The organism is Thermosulfuriphilus sp., assembly GCF_054026695.1.
In genome coordinates this window covers 65,923-85,037 of the sequence record NZ_JBPMLP010000040.1, presented here as the reverse complement: position 1 = coordinate 85,037, position 19,115 = coordinate 65,923, and the positions used below count along the sequence as shown (strand labels likewise).

The following is a 19,115-nucleotide window of genomic DNA, read 5'->3' as shown; positions in this document are numbered from 1 at the left end:
TGTGGTTCCTAAACCTCCTGTTCTTATAGACCAAAGATTTCTGACAGCCCTTTCTTTTATCCAGATCCGTCTTTCTTTAAGGGTCAGGCTCACCCCTTTGGAGAGAGTTCCTCAAACGGTTGCTGGCTGTGATGTGGCCTTTAAAGAAGGGGAGGCCTGGGGGGCCGCTGTTCTTTTTGATCTCTCCAGCCTAAGCCCCCTTGAAGCCTCCTTGGCCTCAGGACCTGTCCCCCTACCCTACGTACCTGGCTTTCTTTCGTTTCGGGAGATACCGGTTATTTTAAAAGCCCTTCATGGGCTAAAGATTCCCCCAGATCTCGTCCTGGTGGATGGCCAAGGGATTGCCCACCCCCGAGGCCTAGGACTTGCTAGCCATCTGGGGCTCCTTTTGGAGATTCCCACCATCGGCTGTGCCAAATCAAGGCTTATCGGTCAGTACCGAGAACCAGGCCCCGAGAGAGGATTAAGTAGCCCTCTTCTTTATAAAGGACGGAAAATAGGCCTAGTACTACGAACCCGAAAAGAGGTAAAACCGGTTTTTGTCTCCCCTGGGCACCTGATCGATCTAAACGGGGCCGCAGAGGTGGTCTTAAAGCTCTCTCGCTATCGTCTTCCAGAACCCCTCAGACTGGCTGACCGACTCTCAAAAGAGGCTAAAGGCGGCCGCTGGCCTCTGCTTTTATCCGGCAGATAAGACAGGGATCATTGACAGCTGGTTCCTGACAACGAGAACAAGTTGTCAAGGGTTTTTCCATAAAGCGTTCCATCTCCTTGTGGAAGACAGGATAAGCCTTACGTAGATATTCAATATAAAAACGTCTCTTGGCCCCAGGGAAGGCCTCCTCCAGCCGCTCCATCTCCTCAGCATAGACTAACCGAGTGGCATTTTCAGAAAAAGGACAGGGATCAGCCAGATAGTCAATGTCATTGAGTTCAGCATAAAGCCTTATCTCTTTTACACTAGAACGACAAAGTGGCTTGGCCTTCCTGACGAAGCCCCCTCCTTCGGGGAGTACCGGATATTTGCGGGCCAGATATTTAAGACTCCAGTTGACGACGTTTGAAAGAAGGCTTGAGGCCTCATCGTCTAGGTTGTGGCCGGTAACAATCACCTGATATCCCATCTCTTTGGCCAGTTTGTTAAAAAGGGCCCTCTTGACCGCCCCACAGAGGGAGCAAACCTTACGGGTCTTCCTCTCTAGATCAGGCAGGCAGACTCCGATGAGGTCCTTCATCGAGAGACGTTGGAACTTAAGACCGTGGACAGCGGCAAAATCTCGACCTTTAAAATAGGATAGTTCCGAAAAATCTGGAATCCCAAGATCGAGGAAGAAGCCATCGGCCTGATAGCCCAGTCGATTAAGGACTAGCCAAACCGTAAGGCTGTCTTTACCTCCAGAGACCCCTACTAGGATACGATCCTGACGGCGGAACATCTTGAACTGGTTTATGGTCCGACTGACGTAGCGCTCAAACCAAGCAATGTAGTGTCCCCTGCAAAGGGCTAGGCGATGCTCCCGGAGATAGATGGCCGTCTCCTGGCGGCAGATTTTACACTTATAGGTCTTCTTCATCCCTCCTCCTCGCCTTCATGATTTGATTGGTAAGTTCCCTAAGATCTATCTCCCCTCGAGGGTTCTCCCTCATCTTTTGCCAGAAGGCCAAGATCTGAACGATCTTCTGGGCCTCTGCAGAGGGGAGATCTTTTAAATTCGGAGCCACTTCGGCCACCGAGAGCAGGTCTTTTACCTTGATTTTGGCCGGGTCACAAGCCGGAAGAAGCCTTTCTTCAAAGGAGTCCGTGGTAAAAAAACCAGCCCTGATAAGCCTCTCGACGACCTTCTCTACCACAGAGACAGGAAAACCAAGCCTTTCAACCAGTTCGGCTACCGTAGGACCGGGCCTTCCTTCAAGGAAGGGCTCTACCACCAAGATGGCCGTAAAGAGAGCGCAGAGCTCAGCGTTGTCCGGCTCCTCTTCAAGGGCCTCAGAGGTGAAAAGACGCCGCCGGAACTGGAAGACATAAGCCACTTCGGCCCCAAAGAGAATGACCGCCCAAGAGACGAAAAGCCATAGCATAAATAGAGGGATAACGGATAGAGAACCGTAGAGTTTGGAATAGGTTACCACCTTGGCGGTATAAAGGGCATAACCCCAGGCGGCTGTCTGCCAGAGGATGTCCCCCACCAAGGCTCCCAGGGCAGCGGCTGTAGCCCGTACCCGGATGGCCGGGAGATAGTAAAAAATGCCCCAGAGAAGGATAAACATAGAAATATAAGGAACTACCTTGAAAAGGGTAGAATAGATGACCCCTTTGCTCAGCCAAAAATGGACAAAATAGGCCATGACCAGAAGGGGAATGGCAATGAGGAGCGGCCCCAGGGTGAATCCTGTCCAATAGATAACGATCCGATTAAGTAAGGGCCTCTTCTCTTCTGTCTTCCATATATAATTGAGGATATCCTCAAGCTCCGTTAGAAAAAAGAAGGCCATCACGGCCAAAACAATCATACTGGCCGACCCTAAGGGAGCATTCTGGGCCTTAGTGGTAAGATCTCGGATGATCCCCGAGACCCTTTCCAGGGCCCCTGGATTAAGGATCTCGGAGATGTATTGATAGATGAGATCTTCAATCTGCCCCAGGCCTCCAAAAAGTTTGACTACTGCCAGACCGATAGCCAGGACGGGGATAAGAGAAAATATGGTCATATAGGTGAGGGCCTGGGCACTGATGAGACAACGATCAGCCAGAAACTTTCTGACCACCAGTTTTAAAAATCTAAAGAAGATCAAAACATCCCCCTGCAGATTTTTTGTCCAGATCTTTTCCCATTTTGGGTCAGGGGCCGGGGCTTGACAAGGGATCAAAAATTGGCTCAATTTATACCGCCTTCGGCGGTGTAGCTCAGTTGGTTAGAGCATGCGGCTCATATCCGCAGAGTCCGGGGTTCGAGTCCCTGCACCGCCACCAAGAGGTAGCCCAGCTGGCGGCGTAGCCAAGCGGCTAAGGCGACGGTCTGCAAAACCGTTATTCCGGGGTTCGAATCCCCGCGCCGCCTCCACATAATCTCTTTAAGCCTTCCTTCTAAAGACCCAAAGCATATAGCTGCGGGGGAATTCTCGGGCTAGAAGCCTTTCAAGAAGACGCTTAAGCTCCCTTGACTCAGGTATCTGAAAATCCTCCTGGAAAAATCCTCGTTCCTCAATCCTGAACCCTTCATCCAGCCTTGTCAGACGGACCAACCGATTGCGTTTCTTGCAGAGGAGATCCAGACATTCGCCCGGCTTGAGTTTGGCACTTTCGCGCATCACCCAAGCCAAGGCCTGATCAGCAAGGATACGGGACATAAGCCTCCTTTTACTCCATAAATGAGCCCAATCTATTTTACAGGAAAATATCTAGGCCTCCAGGAAGATTTTTAAAAATAGAAAAATGAAAACATTAAATATTCAATAAATCCCTAACCAATACTTGGCCTTAGCATTTTCACCTCCTTTAGTGTTTTAAACTGAAACACTCCTTAGTCACCTATTTAAGGATAGATATAAATTACAACTGATAAGTTCATTGATACCATTAATTAATCTCTTTTTATAAAAATAAATAACAACAAAAAAAGATGGCAAATCAGTCAAGATGTAGCAAATAAATTTATTCTACTTGACAAGATATTTCACCTGCTTTACGTAAACAACGCTACAGCTACCAGGGATTGTAAAAAAAGACACAAGGTTGGAGAAGAGCGATGAAAAGTCATGTCTTAAGACCTCTATTTGTCGCCATAGGATTGGGTGTCTTGCTTATTATTGTCAGGTCTTTTCTGACTCCATCGGACTTTGGTATTCATGGCCAAAGTTTTACTTACAGTTATTTTCGACTAAGCAATATAGATGAGTGGAAGGCCTTTACTGTTAAATATCAAGGGCAAAACTATTGTGCCGAATGTCATCCAGACAACTACGAAGAGCACGAAAACTCCAAGCACCGTATAATCCAGTGTGAGAACTGCCACGGCCCAGCCATAAACCATCCCGATGATCCTGAGGCCCTTCCCATTGATCGAAGCCGGGCCCTCTGCCTGCGCTGCCATGCAGCTTTGCCCTATCCCCAAAATCCGAGAAGCAAGATCCCCGGGATTGACCCTCAAGAGCACAATCCCGAGGCCACCTGTAGCGAATGTCATAACCCCCACAATCCCAATCTGGAGGAATAGCCATGACTTCGAGACGAAAATTCCTCAAGGCACTGGCCGGGACTTTAGCGGCCTCGGTCCCCTTAAGTGCCTTTAAGTTCCTAAGCCCTGCCCAGGTAAAGGCAGCCATTGAATCCAGCAAAATTCGCTGGGGCTTTGTGGTAGATACTAGAAAATGTGTTGGATGTGGCTTCTGTGTTAAGGCTTGCAAGAAAGAAAACGAAGTCCCCTACGATGCCCCAATAACTAGAACTTGGGTTGAACGCTACGTAATTACCAAGGACGGGAAGGCTCACATTGATACCCCTAAAGCCGGACGTGATGGCTTCACCTCCCCCAAGATTCAAGAGGAAGTCATTCCGCCAGAGGAGATCACCAAGGCCTTCTTTGTGCCTAAGCTCTGCAATCAGTGTGAAAATCCGGCCTGCGTCCAGGTCTGCCCGGTCGGGGCCTCCTATCAGACCCCAGATGGTGTTGTTCTGGTTGACCGCAAGTGGTGTATAGGTTGTGGCTACTGTGTTATGGCCTGTCCTTATGGAGTGCGTTTCTTCCACCCTGTCTATAAGGTGGCTGACAAGTGCACCTTCTGTTATCACAGAATCCACAAAGGCCTTAAGACGGCCTGTGTCCAGGCCTGTCCTTTCGGAGCCCGGATGATAGGCAATCTTAAGGATCCCAATGATCCGGTAACCAAGATAGTCCTTACAGAACGGGTGGCCGTCCTTAAAGACGAATACGGGACCAAACCCCAGGTCTATTACCTGGGACTTGATTTCAATGTGAGGTGATATCATGCAAGGGGCTGAACTCTTTATCCATGGTGCCGAATGGACGACCAAAGAGCTTTTTGTCTATCCTAATGAGTTTATTTACTGGAGTATCCAGATCGTCATGTATCCTTATATGACCGGTCTGGTGGCCGGGGCCTTTGTGCTTTCTTCTCTCTATCATGTCTTTGGCCAGAAAGATCTAAAAGACCTAGCCAAGTTTTCCCTGATCTTTTCTCTGGCCCTACTTCCGGTAGTGCCCATGCCGCTTCTGATGCATCTTCAGCAGCCAACCCGGGCTCTTCATCCCCTGCTGACTCCCCACTTCACTTCGGCTATCTCGGCCTTTGGCTTCGTCTTTACCACCTACAGCCTGATCGTCTTAAGCGAAATCTGGTTTGCCTATCGGACCTTTTTCATCCATCAACTGGAGGTCCTTAAAGGACGCCCCGGCCTTGGCAATCAGGTAAAGGCCTTTATCTATCGTCTTCTTACCCTGGGATCTTATGACATCAGTCCCCAGGCCCTCTCCCAGGACAAAAAGGCCGTCAAGATCTTGGCGGCTGTAGGTATCCCGGTAGCCTGTTTCCTGCACGGTTATGCCGGGTTTATCTTTGGCTCAGTTAAGGCCAATGCCCTCTGGATGTCACCTTTGATGCCGGTGATATTTATAATGTCGGCAGTGGTTTCGGGGATCGCCCTGTGTATGCTCACCTACATTGTGATTATGGAGTGGAGGCAATATCGTAGCCGTCGTCCAGGTGGGGCCGGAGACCTTAAGGCCCAAGAGATCGGAGGCATCGAAATGGACGTCATTAAGAAGGCCTCTCGCTATCTCCTGGGCTTCTTGGTAGCCGCCATCTCCCTTGAGCTCCTAGACCTCATCTTCAGAGGCTACACCGCTCTTAAATCCTGGGAAATCCTCCGTTCGGTCATGTATGGCAAGGACTTTGTAAACATCTTCATCCTTCAGTATGGTTTCGGTAATCTGGTTCCCTTGATCCTTCTGCTCATGCCTCGCTTGACCATCAGACGAGTAGCCTTGGCCCTTATCCTCATCCTCTTCGGAGTCTTCATGATGCGTTGGAATGTGGTCATCGGTGGGCAGTCATTCTCCCTTTCCTTTGCCGGCTACATGCACTATCACCTGCCCATCATTCCCCACAACTGGGAGACCTTTAAAGAGGGATTCTTCGGGGCCTTGACAGTGGCCATAATGCCCTTTGTTGTCTTCTGGCTGGTCAATAAGATCATCCCCTCGATCAACTACTCGGCAACAAGCCCCTCAAAAAACTCCTAAACCGACCTTCTCCCCAAAGAAGGGGGGTCCAAGGGGCCCCCCTTGCTTTTATACAAGAGGCCCAAGGACTTGAAAGCCGGCCCTTTTGGAGTATATAAGGCCAATCCAGCCCAAATTACTTTTGAGGAGGTCTTTACCCGATGAGCGAAGAGACCCCAAAAAACGAGGAGATCAAAAAACTGGACAAACCCCTCGAAAAGATGACTGTCAAGGAACTCCGGGCCATTGCCTTGGAGATTCCAGAAATTACTGGCGTCCACGCCATGAACAAAGAGGAATTGGTAGCGGCCATCAAGGAGGTCTGGGGTATAAAAGATGAAAAGGCCCCTAAGGCCGGCTCCATGAGAGAAATAAAGGCCAAGATCAAGGAGTATCGCCGTCTGGCAGAGGAAGCCAAGGCCAAAGGGGATCGTGACCTGTGGCAGAGATACCGCCGTAAGGCCATTCAGCTCAAGAAGAAAACCCGTCGCATGGCCAAGGCTGCAGGTTAGCAAGGAGGCGAACCAAAATCATGGTAGTTTTTGAAACCAACTTTCCGGATCTCAGGCTTCTTAACCGCGGTAAAGTCAGAGACCTCTACGAGGTCGATGGCCAACTCCTTATGGTAGCCACTGACCGGATCTCGGCCTACGATGTGGTTATGCCTACCCCTATCCCTGATAAGGGCAAGGTGCTCACCCGCCTCTCCCTCTTTTGGTTCGAGTACTTAAAGGATATTGTCCCCAACCATCTCATCACCGCAGATGTAGGCGCTTATCCCACTCCCTGTAAGGCCTATCGAGAGACTTTAGAAGGACGGAGTATGCTGGTGGTGAAGGCCCAGCCCCTGCCGGTTGAATGCATTGTTAGAGGCTATATTTCGGGGTCGGCCTGGGCTTCCTATCAAAAAGAAAGACGAGTCTGCGGCCTTGAGCTTCCCGCCGGTCTCAGAGAGTCTGATCGTCTACCTGAACCCATCTTTACCCCCTCTACCAAGGCGGCCCAAGGCGAACACGACGTAAACATCAGCTTTTCAGAGATGGTTGACCTAATCGGCCAGGACTTGGCCCAGAAGGTGGCCGACATATCCCTTGCTCTCTACCAGAAGGCGGCGATTTACGCCGAAGAGCGAGGAATTATCATCGCCGATACCAAGTTTGAATTTGGCCTTAAAGACGGCCACTTGATCCTCATCGACGAAGTCCTCACCCCTGATTCCTCTCGCTTCTGGCCCAAGGAGGATTACCAGCCCGGGCGTCCCCAAAAGAGCTTTGATAAACAGTTCCTCAGGGACTGGCTGGTATCTATTGGCTGGGACAAACGTCCTCCTGCCCCCGAGCTACCAGAAGATATTGTCAAAAAAACGAGAAACAGGTACATTGAAGCCTTAAAACGGCTTACGGGGGAGGATTTCGGTGAAAATAAGATGTAGAAGCATTCCAATAGAAGAAATTGATCTAGAAGATCAGACTTTTATTATCAGTTTTGGCTACGACTTGGCCCCCCTAAAGGCCTCTATTGATCTCTTAGGGATCATAAACCCTCCGACCCTTCGCCAGAAGGCCACCAAATGTTATCAAGTCGTCACTGGCTACAAGCGCCTCCTGTGCGCCAAAGAGCTCGGATTTGTCAAAGTAGCCTGCATGGTCCTTCCACCGCTCACCGATGATTTATGTGCCTTGATGATTGTCCTCCATGAAAATATCTGTGGCCGAGGGCTCAATCTAGTAGAAAAGGCCCGGCTGGTCCTCAAGTTTCTGGATTATCTCCCGGAGGAAGAGGTCCTCAAGGGAATCCTGCCTACAATGGGGTTAAAGCCTCACCCCCGAAACCTGGAATTATTAAAGGCGGTAGCCTTTCTCGAGTCTCCTCTTAAAGAAGCTCTAATAAAGGGGCGGCTAAATGAACACCTAGTCTTTGATCTTCTAGAACTTCCTGAGGATGACCGAGCCAGGGTCTTTGAGCTGTTTGAAGGGCTTTCCCTTTCTTATAGTCGCCAGCGAGAGGCCCTGGAGATGTTAAAAGAACTCTCGCGCCTTGAAGAAAGATCACTGACAGAGATCCTCGATCATCCGGAGATTAAAAGGATCTTCACTGCTGACATCTCCCCCAAGGACCGCACAGAACGTTTCATCCTCTGGCTCAAGAGACGACGCTATCCCCGACTCTCGGAACTAGAAGAACGTTTTATGGATTTTTGCCGTCGGCTCAAGTCGCCAGGAGTCCGGATCAAACCCCCTCCAGCCTTTGAAACCGAGGAATGCACTCTTTCTCTTTCTTTCCGAGATATGAAGGACCTGGAGACTAAATGGCAACAGTTTGCCAAATGCCTAAAGGCTAACCAAGAGAGCCGTTGAAGCTACTTAATATTCGAGACATCTTTGTTGATCCTCGGGTCCGGAACACTCCTTTGGTGGCCAAGGTCTTAAAGAGCGCAGGAGGGCAGCGACCAAAGGAGGTCTCTTTTCCTGAGCCTTCTCTTGGAGATCCCCTTTCTTACGGAAAAAGGAGGCTTTTTTTAACCCTTGGAGAAGGACGGGCCATCCGCCCCTGCCCCGGAACCAAGAAATACCTGTGTTGCGGCTACAAGATCCTCTTTCTGGGAAGTGGCTGTCCTTTTGATTGTACCTATTGCATACTTCAGAGCTATCTCAACAATCCCTTCCTGACGATCTTTGCCAATGCCGAGCAGATAATTGATCAGGCAGCAGAGGAGATAAGGGCTCAAAAGGATGTCTTTTTCCGAATTGGCACGGGAGAGTTCATGGACAGCCTGGGGCTTGAACCCCTAGTCAACTTGGCCCCTTATCTCATTAGGACATTCTCTGGGCTGACCAATGCCTGCCTGGAACTAAAGACCAAATCGATCTTCGTTGACCATCTTCTGGACCTCCCTCACCGAAGAAGAACCTTTCTGGCCTGGTCCCTCAATAGCCCTCAGGTTGCCCGCACCGAAGACAAGGGCGCCCCGGAGATCAAAGAGCGTCTTCTGGCCGCAGCCAAGGCTGCCTTGGCTGGCTATCCCCTCTGTTTTCATTTTGACCCCCTCATCTACTACCCCGGGTGGGAAAGGGGTTATCGAGAGACCATCTCCTGGATGGGAAAATATATCCCCTCTGAATCGGTAGTCTGGATAAGCCTAGGGGCCCTGAGGTTCATGCCTCCTCTCAAAGGATTGGCCCAACGCCGGCATCCGGAGACCAAGATCTTTTTAGGGGAGTTTATCCTTGGCCTTGATGGAAAAATGCGTTACCTCAGACCTATAAGGGTGGAGATGTATCAGAAGATTTATGCTTGGCTTAAAGAGACCTTTCCCCAGACGGCTGTCTATCTGTGTATGGAAAGCGAGCTCGTCTGGAAAGAAGCCTTGGGTTTCAGTCCCTCAGAACATGGAGGGCTGGCCAGGATGCTCGATAAAGCTGCCCAAAGGGCCGTCAATGCTTAAAAGATTTAAAGGAACGATTGTCATCCTTGTCCTCCTGTGTCTGGCGACCACTGCCGGGGCCAAAGTCTGGAAGCGGGTCCGGGCAGTCATAGACGGTGATACCATCATTGTCATAGGAGAGACCCACGTCCGCTATGCCGGAATAAATGCTCCAGAGATCGCTCATGATGACAAACCGGGAGAGCCTTTGGGAGAAGAAGCCAAAAGGTATAATGCCAAACTGGTTAAGGGAAAGCGGGTGCGGCTGGAATACGCTAAGGAAAGATATGACCGATATCGAAGGGTTCTGGCTTATGTCTTCCTAGCCGATGGAACAATGGTCAATGAGGCCCTGGTGGCTGCTGGTCTAGCCTACGTCTGTTACAATCCCCCCAACGATCGATACATCTCCCGACTTCTTTCCACCCAAAGAAGGGCCATTGAGGCCCGACGGGGCATCTTTGGTCTTAAGGTCAAAGAAGAGCCTTATTATATTGGCAACAGTCGAAGCTTTCGTTTCCATCGACCATGGTGTCCTTTTGGTCAGAAGACTTCGCGGAAGAACAAAGTGATTTTTAAATCCCGGCTCGAGGCCTTCTATTATGGATACTGCCCATGTCGGCGTTGTCGGCCTTAGATAGCGAACTTCAGGCCTGGATAACCAGCCTAGTCTCTATCTTTATCATTGTTGACCCCTTAGGGAATATCCCTCTTCTTCTGGCCCTCACCAAGGAGTATCCCCCAGAGAAGACCAGAGAGACCATCAGACAGGCCATTTTGGTTGCCGCTGGGGTCTTAATCCTTTTTTGTCTGGCAGGAGACCTGATCCTTAAGGTCTTTGGCGTCCGGGTCCCAGCCTTTAGGGTTGCCGGAGGAGTGATCCTCTTCATGATCGCCTTAAGGATGATCCAGGCTCTGCCCTTGCTGACCCGCTCCTCTCCAGAAGAGGCTGATCAAGCTGGCCGGGAGAAAGAAGAAGTGGCCATTGTCCCTCTGGCAGTTCCGATCCTGGCCGGCCCAGGGGCCATCACCACAGTGATGGTTCTTTCTGGCCAGGAGCCCAAAATCCTGGTAATCGTTTCCATACTGACAGTAATGGCCTTGACCTACGTCATCTTTGCTCGGGCCCCCCTAGTAGCCTCGGCTCTAGGAGCCTCTGGGACGGGCCTTTTTACCAGGATTATGGGACTGATCCTGGCTGTCATAGCTGTAGAGTTCATCACTACTGGCCTGGGAGAACTCTACCCGGGCTGGACGGCTCCTTAGAGCCTTAGGAGGTGACGCATGAAGACAGGGATCATCCTTGATGAGCGTTTTCTCAATCACGATCCAGGCCCGCTACATGTCGAAAGCCCAGAAAGACTACGGGTTATCTATCAACGCCTTGAAGAAAAAGACCTTAAGGGGCGTTTCCGGGAACTTTTCCCCCGCCCAGCCCGGGAAGAAGAGCTCTCCTGGAACCACGATCGGGATTATATCCGACGCATTGCAGCCATCGCCGGACAAAGTGTTGACCTTGACCCCGATACCCGAACCTCTCCTGGGACCTGGGAGGCAGCTACTCTGGCGGTGGGAGCCCTTTTTGTAGGCATAGATGCCCTCTTAAACGGCCACATCAAAAACGGCTTTGCCCTGGTCCGGCCACCGGGACACCACGCCGAGGCCGGTCGAGCTATGGGATTTTGCATCTTTAACAATGTGGCCTTGGGGGCCCACTATGCCCTTGAGGCCCGAGGCCTCTCCCGCATCCTCATCATTGACTGGGACCTCCACCACGGAAACGGTACCCAATGGAGCTTTTATGAACGCGACGATGTTCTTTACTTCTCCACTCACCAGTTTCCTTACTATCCCGGAAGCGGATCCCTCAAAGAAGTCGGCCGAGGCAAAGGGGAAGGCTACACCGTCAACATCCCCCTTCAGGCCGGCTGTGGAGACTGCGAGTATGTAACCATCTTCCGGGAGATCCTCCTTCCCATAGGCCGGGCCTTCAGACCGGATCTGATCCTGGTCTCGGCAGGCTTTGATCCTTACTACGGGGATCCCCTTGGGGGGATGATGGTCACCCCCGTGGGTTTTGCCTACATGACTAGGCTCCTTATGAAACTGGCCGACGAGGTCTGCCTGGGAAGGCTTCTGCTCAGTCTTGAAGGCGGCTACAACTTGGCCGGACTCAGGGACTCAACCGTAGCCTGCCTACTTGAGCTTAACGGAGAAAGCATTATTCCCCCAGAACGGGAGCGGGAGTTAAAGGATTGTTCTGTCTCCCTTGCAGTCTTAGATGAAGCCAAAAGGCTCCACCAAGCCTATTGGCCCCTTGATTGAGGGATCCAATAAACAATGATCTTTCCTTTGGCACTGTGGAGAAACTCCCCTAAGAGTTTGAAATTCTTGTCGGCTACAGCCTTAACTGCCGGTCCCCTCTTCCCTAAGGTATTCTCCTCCCAGACGAAATAGGCAAAGTTTCTTCGACGGAGTTCTTGAGGCAGGGCTTGGGGCCGAGCGGTGAGGGCCCGGTAGTTTATTCGGGGCAGGTAGCAGATAGCCGGCTTTCGAAAATAATTGACGTAAAAAAGGATATACCAGGAGGTGGTGGCAATCAAAACCGGTTGAGTCCCTTTTTCCCGGGCGTTTATCAATTGAGCGGCCCTAAGAAGAGGAATCTTGTTTTTGCGGCGAAGCTTATGGATATCAACTAGGGGAAATATAAGAAGAAGGATAAGGAGGATGGCAAAGACCCTCTGGTAATGTTGCCTTTTTAGACCAAGAAGCCACTCAAACCCCAAGCCAATCAAGACATAGGCAGGTAGGACAAAGACGATCACATAACGCTTAGTTATTGCCGGAAATTTATAGGCCCAGGCTAAAAGGAGAAGAAAGGCCAAAGAAGAGATAAAGACAAAGTAGGCCACCAGAGGATCTTTAAAGCGGGCCTTGACCCGGGCAAGCCCCAGACAAAAGATGGGCCCCAAGGCCGAAAAGGCCGAAAAAATTTTATAAATAAGAATCTCCAAGGGAAGGAGCCAGAGCATCTCTCGTAGATATTTCCATAAGGGGGCCTCGGTCCTGCGGGCCAAGGTGTCAAACTTTTGATACCAAAAACTGAAATTGGAATAATAAGGTTTAGCTAGCCCCAGGCGCCTTTCAAAGTAGAGCCTGTAAAGAGAGGCAGGTCCCTCTTGCTGGGGGAAAAGGGGCAGGAAGAATAGAATCAAGACGGCCACCAAGGGGAGGCTATATAGAAAAAGGGCCTTGCTGACAGCCCGGACACTTTTCTGGGGGGAGAGAAAGGGCAGAAACAAGAAAGAGCCCCCAAGATAGACCACCGCCTCCAGGCGACAGGAAACTGCCAGCAAAAAGGCCAAAGAGGCCAAGGGAAGAAAAAGAAAGCGACCCCTTTTATAAAAGAGAACTATTAGATAGAAGCCGGCCAGGGAGAAGAACCAGTACGGCGGCCCCTTGAGGACATCAAGGCTCCGTTTGACAAAGAAGGGATGAAGGGCATAGGCCAGGGTGAGGAGTAGGGAGCCCCGGGAGGAGAAGAGTTCTTTAGATAGAAAATAAAGGGGAACAATCCCGGCCAAGGCCCAGAAGATCGAACTCATCTGGCCGGCGACAACCCAGTCTTTAACTACCAGATAAAAAGGAATAATAGAAAAAGTCGAAAAGGGGACAAAATTATAGCGGCACTTATCAACCTCCTGCCATTTTCCGGCCAAGATCTTTTGGGCTTGATAGATATAGAAAAAACCATCATTAGAGATCACGGGCGTCCGGGAAAGGACCACCAAACGGACAACCAGGGCCAAGATGATAACCAGAAAGAGAATCACCCAGGGGCGATCCCAAACAGTGGTCTTGCTGATCGAAGGACTCACTAAGCTCCCAAACCTCCTCGGTATAGGGGGTCTGTTATTGATATTACAACCTGGCCAGATATCAAGACAAAATTCAAAGAGGCCAAAAAGTTGCTACCCCTTAGACCTGGTGGTATAGGGAGGCAAAATTTAGGCAAGGGGAGGCTGCGCCATGATTATCATCCTAAAACCCGAGATTACCCAGGAAAGCCCAGAGCTCCAAAAACTCTTCGGCTTTCTTGAAAGGTATCAAGGGGTAAAAATCCGAGTGGCTGAATTCCAGGGGGAGACCCGTTCGGTCCTAGAGGTTCACCTCATCGGCAACACTGATTCCATTCCCCTCGAGGTGGTCCAGTCACTGCCAGGGGTAGAACGGGCCATCCGGGTCTCGGCCAAATATCGTCAGATCGGCCGCCATGGCAACCTGGAGGCCATTGGGTTCACCTACAACGGAGTAAAGATCAACCAAGACTCGTTCCATATCTTTGCAGGGCTCTGTGCCGTGGATACCAAAGAAAATGCCGAGAAGATCTTCGCCGCCCTAAAAGAGGCTGGGATAGAGACGGCCCGAATGGGAGCTTACAAACCAAGAACCAGTCCTTATGACTTCCAAGGACATGGCAAAAGTTGCCTTCCCTGGCTCTTTGAACTGGCCGGGAAATACGGCATCAAGATCATTGCCATGGAAGTCCTAAGCCCCCACCATATCGACGAAATAAACGAGGCCCTGGAAGAGGCCGGGCACCCTACAGGGGTGATGCTTCAGATCGGAACAAGAAATGCCCAGAATTTCGAACTACTCAAGGCCGTAGGTTCCCAACACGAGCATCCCATCCTCTACAAGCGAGGTATGGGGCTTACCCTTGAGGAATCGCTTAATGCCTGTGAATACATTGCCAGTGAAGGCAATCGAAATATTGTTTTTTGCCTCCGAGGGGTCAGGACCCACCTGGGAGATCCTCACCGCAACCTGGTGGATTTCGGCCATGTTCCGGTCATCAAACGCCTGACTAGGCTTCCGGTGTGTATTGATCCCAGCCATCCTATCGGCTCCCGAATATCCGCCCCAGACGGAATTATGGATATTTTCCATGTGGCCGCCCAGGGCACGGTTGCTGGGGCTAATATTGTTCTGGTAGAGTTTCATCCCTGTCCAGAAAAGGCCCTCTGTGATGGGCCTCAGGCCATCACCCTGGAGGAGTTGCCTCACTTCGTTGAGCATATGCGTATTGCCCGCAAGGCCTACGAAGACATGCGGGCCCTGGCCTCACGGGTGGCCGTCTCCCAGTGGGGGCCTCACTCGGCAGTAGCTTAAGGAGGAAAAGATGGCCTATACCGTCTCCGAGAAGATTATCGAAGCCCATCTGGTAGAAGGAAAACTAAAGCGCGGCACCCCCATTGCGATCCGGATTGACCAGACCCTTACCCAAGATGCCACGGGAACGATGGCCCACCTTGAGTTTGAGGCCATTGGTATCCCCCGGGTAAAGACCGAACTTTCGGTCTCTTATGTAGATCACAACCTTCTTCAGACTGATTTTCGCAACGCTGATGACCATCGTTTTCTCCAGTCGATTGCTGCTAAGTTTGGCATCTGGTTCAGTCGGCCCGGGAACGGGATTTGCCACCAAGTGCATCTGGAACGTTTTGCCCGGCCAGGCCGGACCCTTCTCGGTTCAGACAGCCACACCCCTACTGCCGGAGGCTGCGGCATGATCGCCATTGGAGCCGGGGGACTAGATGTGGCTATGGCCATGGCCGGCTTTCCGTTCCACCTTATAATGCCCAAGATTGTTGGTATTTACCTAACCGGAAGCCTGCCGCCCTGGGTATCGGCCCGTGATGTGGCCTTAGAGATGCTAAGAAGGCTGACTGTCAAGGGGGGCCTAGGTAAGATCCTTGAGTATTTCGGTCCGGGAGTGGCCAGTCTTTCTGTTCCGGATCGAGCCACCATTGCCAACCTGGGGACCGAGATGGGAGCCACCACTAGTGTTTTCCCGGCCGATGAGGTCACCCGGGCTTGGCTTGCGGCCCAGGGAAGAGAGGAAGACTTTGTGGAGATACTTCCAGACCCCGAGGCCCACTATGATGAAATCATAGAGCTTGATCTCTCAGGCCTTGAGCCCCTTATCGCTTGCCCATCCTCCCCTGACAACGTTGTCCCGGTCTCTGAGGTGGCCGGAAAACCGGTAGCCCAAGTCATCATTGGCTCCTGCGCCAATAGCTCCCTTCGGGATCTGCTCCTGGCGGCCAAGGTCATGGATGGTCGGTCCGTTCACCCTCAGGTCTCCTTTGAAATCAACCCTGGTAGCCGCCAGGTATTGGAGAACCTCGATGAGCTCGGTTACCTTAAACCCCTCATCCATGCCGGCGCCAGGATTCATCAGTCAGGATGTCTGGGGTGTATCGGCATGGGGCAGGCTCCGGCCACAGGAACCATCTCCCTTAGGACTTTTACCCGTAACTTCCCCGGCAGAAGCGGTACCAAGGATGATCAGGTTTATTTGTGTAGCCCCGAGGTAGCGGTGGCTTCAGCTCTTGCCGGCAATATTGCTGATCCCCGAAACCTTGGTGAACAGCCGACTATCGAGACTCCCCAACGTTTCGTCATCAATGACAACATGATCATTTCCCCCCCGGAGGATGGCTCTCAGGTGGAGATCATCAGGGGGCCTAACATCAAGCCCCTACCCCAGTTTGACCCTATGCCAGAGAATCTGGAAGGCAAGGCCCTGCTCAAGGTGGGAGATAATATCACCACTGATCATATCATGCCGGCGGGCAGCAAGATCCTGCCTTTAAGGAGCAATATCCCGGCCATAAGCCAATATGTATTTTCAGCCATTGATCCTCACTTTGCCCAAAAATCCTTGAAGGCCAAAGAGGCCGGAGTAGGAGTTTTTATCATTGGTGGAGAGAATTATGGTCAGGGATCATCCCGAGAACATGCGGCCTTGGCCCCCAGATATTTGGGGGTTCGGGCCAAATTGGCCAAAAGTTTTGCTCGGATCCACAAGGCCAACTTGATCAACTTTGGTATCCTCCCCGTAACCTTTGCTGATCCAGCAGACTATGAACGCCTTGAGGCCGGAGACAGACTGATCTTTAAGGGAATCAAAAAGGCCCTTGAGGAGGGGAAAGAGTTGGTAAGGATTGAAATCGAGGGCAAGGGGGAGATTAACGGAAGGCTTGAGCTCACGGAAAGGGACCGCCGGATTCTCCTGGCCGGATCCCTGCTCAACCTAGCCAAGGAGGTCTAGGTCGATTGCCGTCTCAGAAGGATTATACCCAGGATAAAAACAGCCACCAGGGCCCCCAGGACGCCCATTTCTATCATATATTGGTTAAATTTTTGGGAACTGATAAATTCTTTGGGCGGATGAGCGATCTCTAAGGAGATTATGAGGATACGCCTCACTGAGGCCATGACTCCAATGACCAAAAAGGGCTCTACGGAAAGGATGTGCCCTTCACAGGTGAAAAGAATTGTATGGAGGATTTCAAGGAGCATCAGGGCTAGAAGGACTCGATCAAGCACAAAGAAGATCTGCCCTAGGGAGTCCCCTTCAATGTGAAAACGATGCCAAGAGGTAACAATATCGGCCAGGATATAGACGGTAGCCGCCACTAGACAGAGGACCAGGATAAAATAGAGAATACTTTCTACCTGACGGTAAAAACGACAGACATTTTGAAAAGACGGCCTTATCAAGACTCTCTTCATGGCTACCTCCAAGGCCCTATTAGTTAGAAAAATCTTGGATATTTTGTTATAAGAGCCTAGATTAAGGGAAAAATTAGAGGATTGAGGGGAGAAAAAACCATCTAAAAAATGGCTATTGGGGGAGGCAAAATCAAGGGACGGCTACCCTTTTATCCTTGACGAAGGAAAATGGCCAAGATATCTTCTTTGGGTGTCTGCCATTAAGACCCACAGGATTTAAAAAACCTTACCAAAAACCCGACCTCCTAAAACAAGTCCTTCTAAGGTAGCAGGTAAAAGAGTCGGGGTTTTATCTGGCAGATAATCCAAGAGAAAATCAAAGTTTAAGAGGTTAAGACCATGAATCTAACGGAATTAAAGCGTAAACCAATAAGTGAGCTTTGTGATTTAGCCCGAGATCTAGGGATCGACGGGGCCAGCTCCATGAGGAAGCAGGAGCTCATCTTTGCCATCCTTCAGGCCCAAATGGCCAAGGAGGGCGTTGTTTATGGAGAAGGAGTCCTTGAGGTCCTTCCAGAAGGTTTTGGGTTCTTGAGATCTCCGGATTCTAACTATCTACCGGGGCCAGATGACATCTATGTCTCTCCTTCCCAGATCCGCCGGTTCAGTCTGCGAACGGGAGACACCATCTCCGGCCAGATCAGACCCCCCAAGGAAGGGGAACGCTATTTTGCCCTCCTCAAGGTCGAGTCCATTAATTTTGACGATCCGGAGATCGCCAAGACCAAGATAATGTTCGACAACCTGACCCCTATCTATCCTAACGAATGGCTTAGGCTAGAGACTGATCCGGACAACTACTCTACCAGGATTATTGATCTCTTCATCCCTATTGGCAAAGGGCAACGGGGGCTTATCGTTGCTCCACCGCGGACAGGGAAAACCGTCCTTCTGCAAAACATTGCCAATGGCATTACCCGGAATCATCCGGAGGTCTATCTAATTATTCTTCTGATCGACGAACGCCCGGAGGAAGTAACTGATATGCAGAGATCTGTCCGGGGGGAGGTAATCAGCTCCACCTTTGACGAACCTCCCCAACGCCATACTCAGGTGGCAGAAATGGTTATCGAGAAGGCTAAAAGACTGGTAGAACACGGACGCGACGTGGTCATCCTCCTTGACAGCCTGACCAGATTAGCCCGGGCCTATAACACCGTCACGCCTCCAAGCGGCAAGCTTCTCTCCGGCGGCCTTGACGCCAATGCCCTTCATAAGCCCAAGCGCTTCTTCGGAGCGGCCCGGAATATAGAAGAAGGAGGTAGTTTGACCATCATTGCCACCTGCCTAATAGATACCGGCAGTCGAATGGATGAGGTCATTTTTGAGGAGTTTAAAGGAACAGGCAACCTAGAGATTCATTTGGATCGAAAACTGGCCGACAAACGGATTTTCCCTTCTATCGATATCAACAAAAGTGGCACTCGAAGGGAAGAACTCCTTCTGCCCCCAGAGGTCCTCAACCGGGTCTGGATCTTGCGCAAGTTGCTCTCTCCCCTTAATCCTGTAGACACTATGGAATTTCTCCTGGAAAAGATGGATGGCACGGAAAACAATGCCGAGTTTCTGGCCTCAATGAGTCAATAGTCTTGAAAGGAAACCTTTTGGTGGCTAAATAGCTAGGGACGAATCAAAGGAGGTTCTAACCATGAAAGAGGGAATCCACCCCAAATATTATGAAAAAACTGTTATCCGGTGTGCCTGTGGCAATGAGATAATTGCTGGCTCCACCCAGAAGGAGATCCGAGTGGAGGTATGTTCCAATTGTCATCCCTTTTTTACTGGTAAACAAAAACTGGTTGACACCACCGGTCAGGTTGAAAAGTTCCTTAAAAAATACGGCCTGGAGAAGCCAGATTTTCTAAAGTAAG

General features: G+C 50.8%; 20 protein-coding genes and 2 tRNA genes. 17 read left to right on the top strand and 5 right to left on the bottom strand.

Translation table 11 applies throughout. The features are described 5' to 3' along the window. Position 1: 1 nt before the first annotated feature. The gene (nfi, locus tag ACXJJX_RS06600; protein ID WP_456433386.1) at positions 2-694 is read left to right on the top strand and encodes a deoxyribonuclease V; all 693 of its coding nucleotides are present in this window, start codon (positions 2-4) and stop codon (positions 692-694) included. Here the strand turns inward: nfi and ACXJJX_RS06595 are convergent. Together ACXJJX_RS06595 and ACXJJX_RS06590 are read right to left on the bottom strand one after the other, a co-directional pair. Then, the gene (locus ACXJJX_RS06595; RefSeq protein WP_456433384.1) at positions 654-1,574 is read right to left on the bottom strand and encodes a PP-loop family protein; all 921 of its coding nucleotides are present in this window, start codon (positions 1,572-1,574) and stop codon (positions 654-656) included. The two genes, nfi and ACXJJX_RS06595, sit on opposite strands and share 41 nt — an antisense overlap. Beyond that, the gene (locus tag ACXJJX_RS06590) at positions 1,558-2,793 is read right to left on the bottom strand and encodes a YhjD/YihY/BrkB family envelope integrity protein (protein WP_456433382.1); all 1,236 of its coding nucleotides are present in this window, start codon (positions 2,791-2,793) and stop codon (positions 1,558-1,560) included. Before ACXJJX_RS06590 ends, ACXJJX_RS06595 begins: the two co-directional genes overlap by 17 nt. Before the next feature lie 101 nt (positions 2,794-2,894). On the opposite strand from ACXJJX_RS06590, the gene ACXJJX_RS06585 reads away from it, so the two are divergent. Both ACXJJX_RS06585 and ACXJJX_RS06580 read left to right on the top strand, forming a co-directional pair. Beyond that, positions 2,895-2,971 (top strand) — tRNA-Met (locus ACXJJX_RS06585). Positions 2,972-2,986: 15 nt separating this feature from the next. After that, positions 2,987-3,062 (top strand) — tRNA-Cys (locus ACXJJX_RS06580). A gap of 10 nt (positions 3,063-3,072) precedes the next feature. Here the strand turns inward: ACXJJX_RS06580 and ACXJJX_RS06575 are convergent. After that, positions 3,073-3,348 carry a hypothetical protein gene (locus ACXJJX_RS06575; protein ID WP_456433380.1) on the bottom strand — a complete coding sequence of 92 codons (276 nt, stop codon included), beginning with the start codon at positions 3,346-3,348 and terminating at the stop codon, positions 3,073-3,075. Between the two features lie 398 nt (positions 3,349-3,746). On the opposite strand from ACXJJX_RS06575, the gene ACXJJX_RS06570 reads away from it, so the two are divergent. The 10 genes from ACXJJX_RS06570 to ACXJJX_RS06525 all read left to right on the top strand — a co-directional run bounded on the left by ACXJJX_RS06570 (position 3,747) and on the right by ACXJJX_RS06525 (position 11,988). After that, positions 3,747-4,214, top strand: coding sequence for a cytochrome c3 family protein (locus tag ACXJJX_RS06570; protein WP_456433378.1), 468 nt, complete (start codon positions 3,747-3,749; stop codon positions 4,212-4,214). A 2-nt stretch (positions 4,215-4,216) separates the two neighbouring features. Continuing rightward, positions 4,217-4,981, top strand: coding sequence for a 4Fe-4S dicluster domain-containing protein (locus ACXJJX_RS06565; RefSeq protein ID WP_456433376.1), 765 nt, complete (start codon positions 4,217-4,219; stop codon positions 4,979-4,981). Positions 4,982-4,985: 4 nt separating this feature from the next. After that, a complete protein-coding gene (nrfD, locus tag ACXJJX_RS06560; protein WP_456433374.1) occupies positions 4,986-6,260 on the top strand; it encodes an NrfD/PsrC family molybdoenzyme membrane anchor subunit in 1,275 nt (424 codons plus the stop codon). A gap of 140 nt (positions 6,261-6,400) precedes the next feature. After that, positions 6,401-6,751, top strand: a complete 351-nt coding sequence (locus ACXJJX_RS06555) for a Rho termination factor N-terminal domain-containing protein (protein WP_456433372.1) — start codon at positions 6,401-6,403, stop codon at positions 6,749-6,751. Between the two features lie 20 nt (positions 6,752-6,771). Then, the gene (locus ACXJJX_RS06550; protein WP_456433370.1) at positions 6,772-7,671 is read left to right on the top strand and encodes a phosphoribosylaminoimidazolesuccinocarboxamide synthase; all 900 of its coding nucleotides are present in this window, start codon (positions 6,772-6,774) and stop codon (positions 7,669-7,671) included. After that, entirely contained in the window at positions 7,655-8,596 is a 942-nt protein-coding gene (locus ACXJJX_RS06545; RefSeq protein ID WP_456433368.1) for a ParB/RepB/Spo0J family partition protein, read from the top strand. Before ACXJJX_RS06550 ends, ACXJJX_RS06545 begins: the two co-directional genes overlap by 17 nt. Then, positions 8,593-9,684, top strand: coding sequence for an SPL family radical SAM protein (locus tag ACXJJX_RS06540; RefSeq protein WP_456433366.1), 1,092 nt, complete (start codon positions 8,593-8,595; stop codon positions 9,682-9,684). The genes ACXJJX_RS06545 and ACXJJX_RS06540 overlap by 4 nt, the downstream gene beginning before the upstream one ends. Beyond that, a complete protein-coding gene (locus tag ACXJJX_RS06535) occupies positions 9,677-10,300 on the top strand; it encodes a thermonuclease family protein (RefSeq protein WP_456433364.1) in 624 nt (207 codons plus the stop codon). Before ACXJJX_RS06540 ends, ACXJJX_RS06535 begins: the two co-directional genes overlap by 8 nt. Then, complete coding sequence (locus ACXJJX_RS06530) at positions 10,279-10,929, top strand: MarC family protein (RefSeq protein ID WP_456433362.1); 651 nt, start codon at positions 10,279-10,281, stop codon at positions 10,927-10,929. Before ACXJJX_RS06535 ends, ACXJJX_RS06530 begins: the two co-directional genes overlap by 22 nt. A gap of 18 nt (positions 10,930-10,947) precedes the next feature. Beyond that, positions 10,948-11,988 carry a histone deacetylase family protein gene (locus ACXJJX_RS06525; RefSeq protein ID WP_456433360.1) on the top strand — a complete coding sequence of 347 codons (1,041 nt, stop codon included), beginning with the start codon at positions 10,948-10,950 and terminating at the stop codon, positions 11,986-11,988. Here ACXJJX_RS06525 and ACXJJX_RS06520 read toward each other — a convergent pair. Continuing rightward, positions 11,970-13,541, bottom strand: coding sequence for a glycosyltransferase family protein (locus ACXJJX_RS06520; protein WP_456433358.1), 1,572 nt, complete (start codon positions 13,539-13,541; stop codon positions 11,970-11,972). The genes ACXJJX_RS06525 and ACXJJX_RS06520 overlap by 19 nt on opposite strands. A 151-nt stretch (positions 13,542-13,692) precedes the next feature. Here ACXJJX_RS06520 and ACXJJX_RS06515 point away from each other — a divergent pair, with 151 nt between their 5' ends. Both ACXJJX_RS06515 and ACXJJX_RS06510 read left to right on the top strand, forming a co-directional pair. Further along, a complete protein-coding gene (locus ACXJJX_RS06515; RefSeq protein WP_456433356.1) occupies positions 13,693-14,835 on the top strand; it encodes a 3-deoxy-7-phosphoheptulonate synthase in 1,143 nt (380 codons plus the stop codon). Between the two features lie 10 nt (positions 14,836-14,845). Further along, positions 14,846-16,780, top strand: a complete 1,935-nt coding sequence (locus ACXJJX_RS06510; protein ID WP_456433354.1) for an aconitate hydratase — start codon at positions 14,846-14,848, stop codon at positions 16,778-16,780. Here the strand turns inward: ACXJJX_RS06510 and ACXJJX_RS06505 are convergent. Then, the gene (locus ACXJJX_RS06505; protein ID WP_456433352.1) at positions 16,777-17,244 is read right to left on the bottom strand and encodes a phosphate-starvation-inducible PsiE family protein; all 468 of its coding nucleotides are present in this window, start codon (positions 17,242-17,244) and stop codon (positions 16,777-16,779) included. The two genes, ACXJJX_RS06510 and ACXJJX_RS06505, sit on opposite strands and share 4 nt — an antisense overlap. 339 nt (positions 17,245-17,583) lie before the next feature. On the opposite strand from ACXJJX_RS06505, the gene rho reads away from it, so the two are divergent. Both rho and rpmE read left to right on the top strand, forming a co-directional pair. Then, complete coding sequence (rho, locus tag ACXJJX_RS06500) at positions 17,584-18,831, top strand: transcription termination factor Rho (protein ID WP_456433350.1); 1,248 nt, start codon at positions 17,584-17,586, stop codon at positions 18,829-18,831. Positions 18,832-18,892: 61 nt separating this feature from the next. Continuing rightward, complete coding sequence (gene rpmE / locus ACXJJX_RS06495; RefSeq protein WP_456433348.1) at positions 18,893-19,114, top strand: 50S ribosomal protein L31; 222 nt, start codon at positions 18,893-18,895, stop codon at positions 19,112-19,114. Position 19,115: the final 1 nt, after the last annotated feature.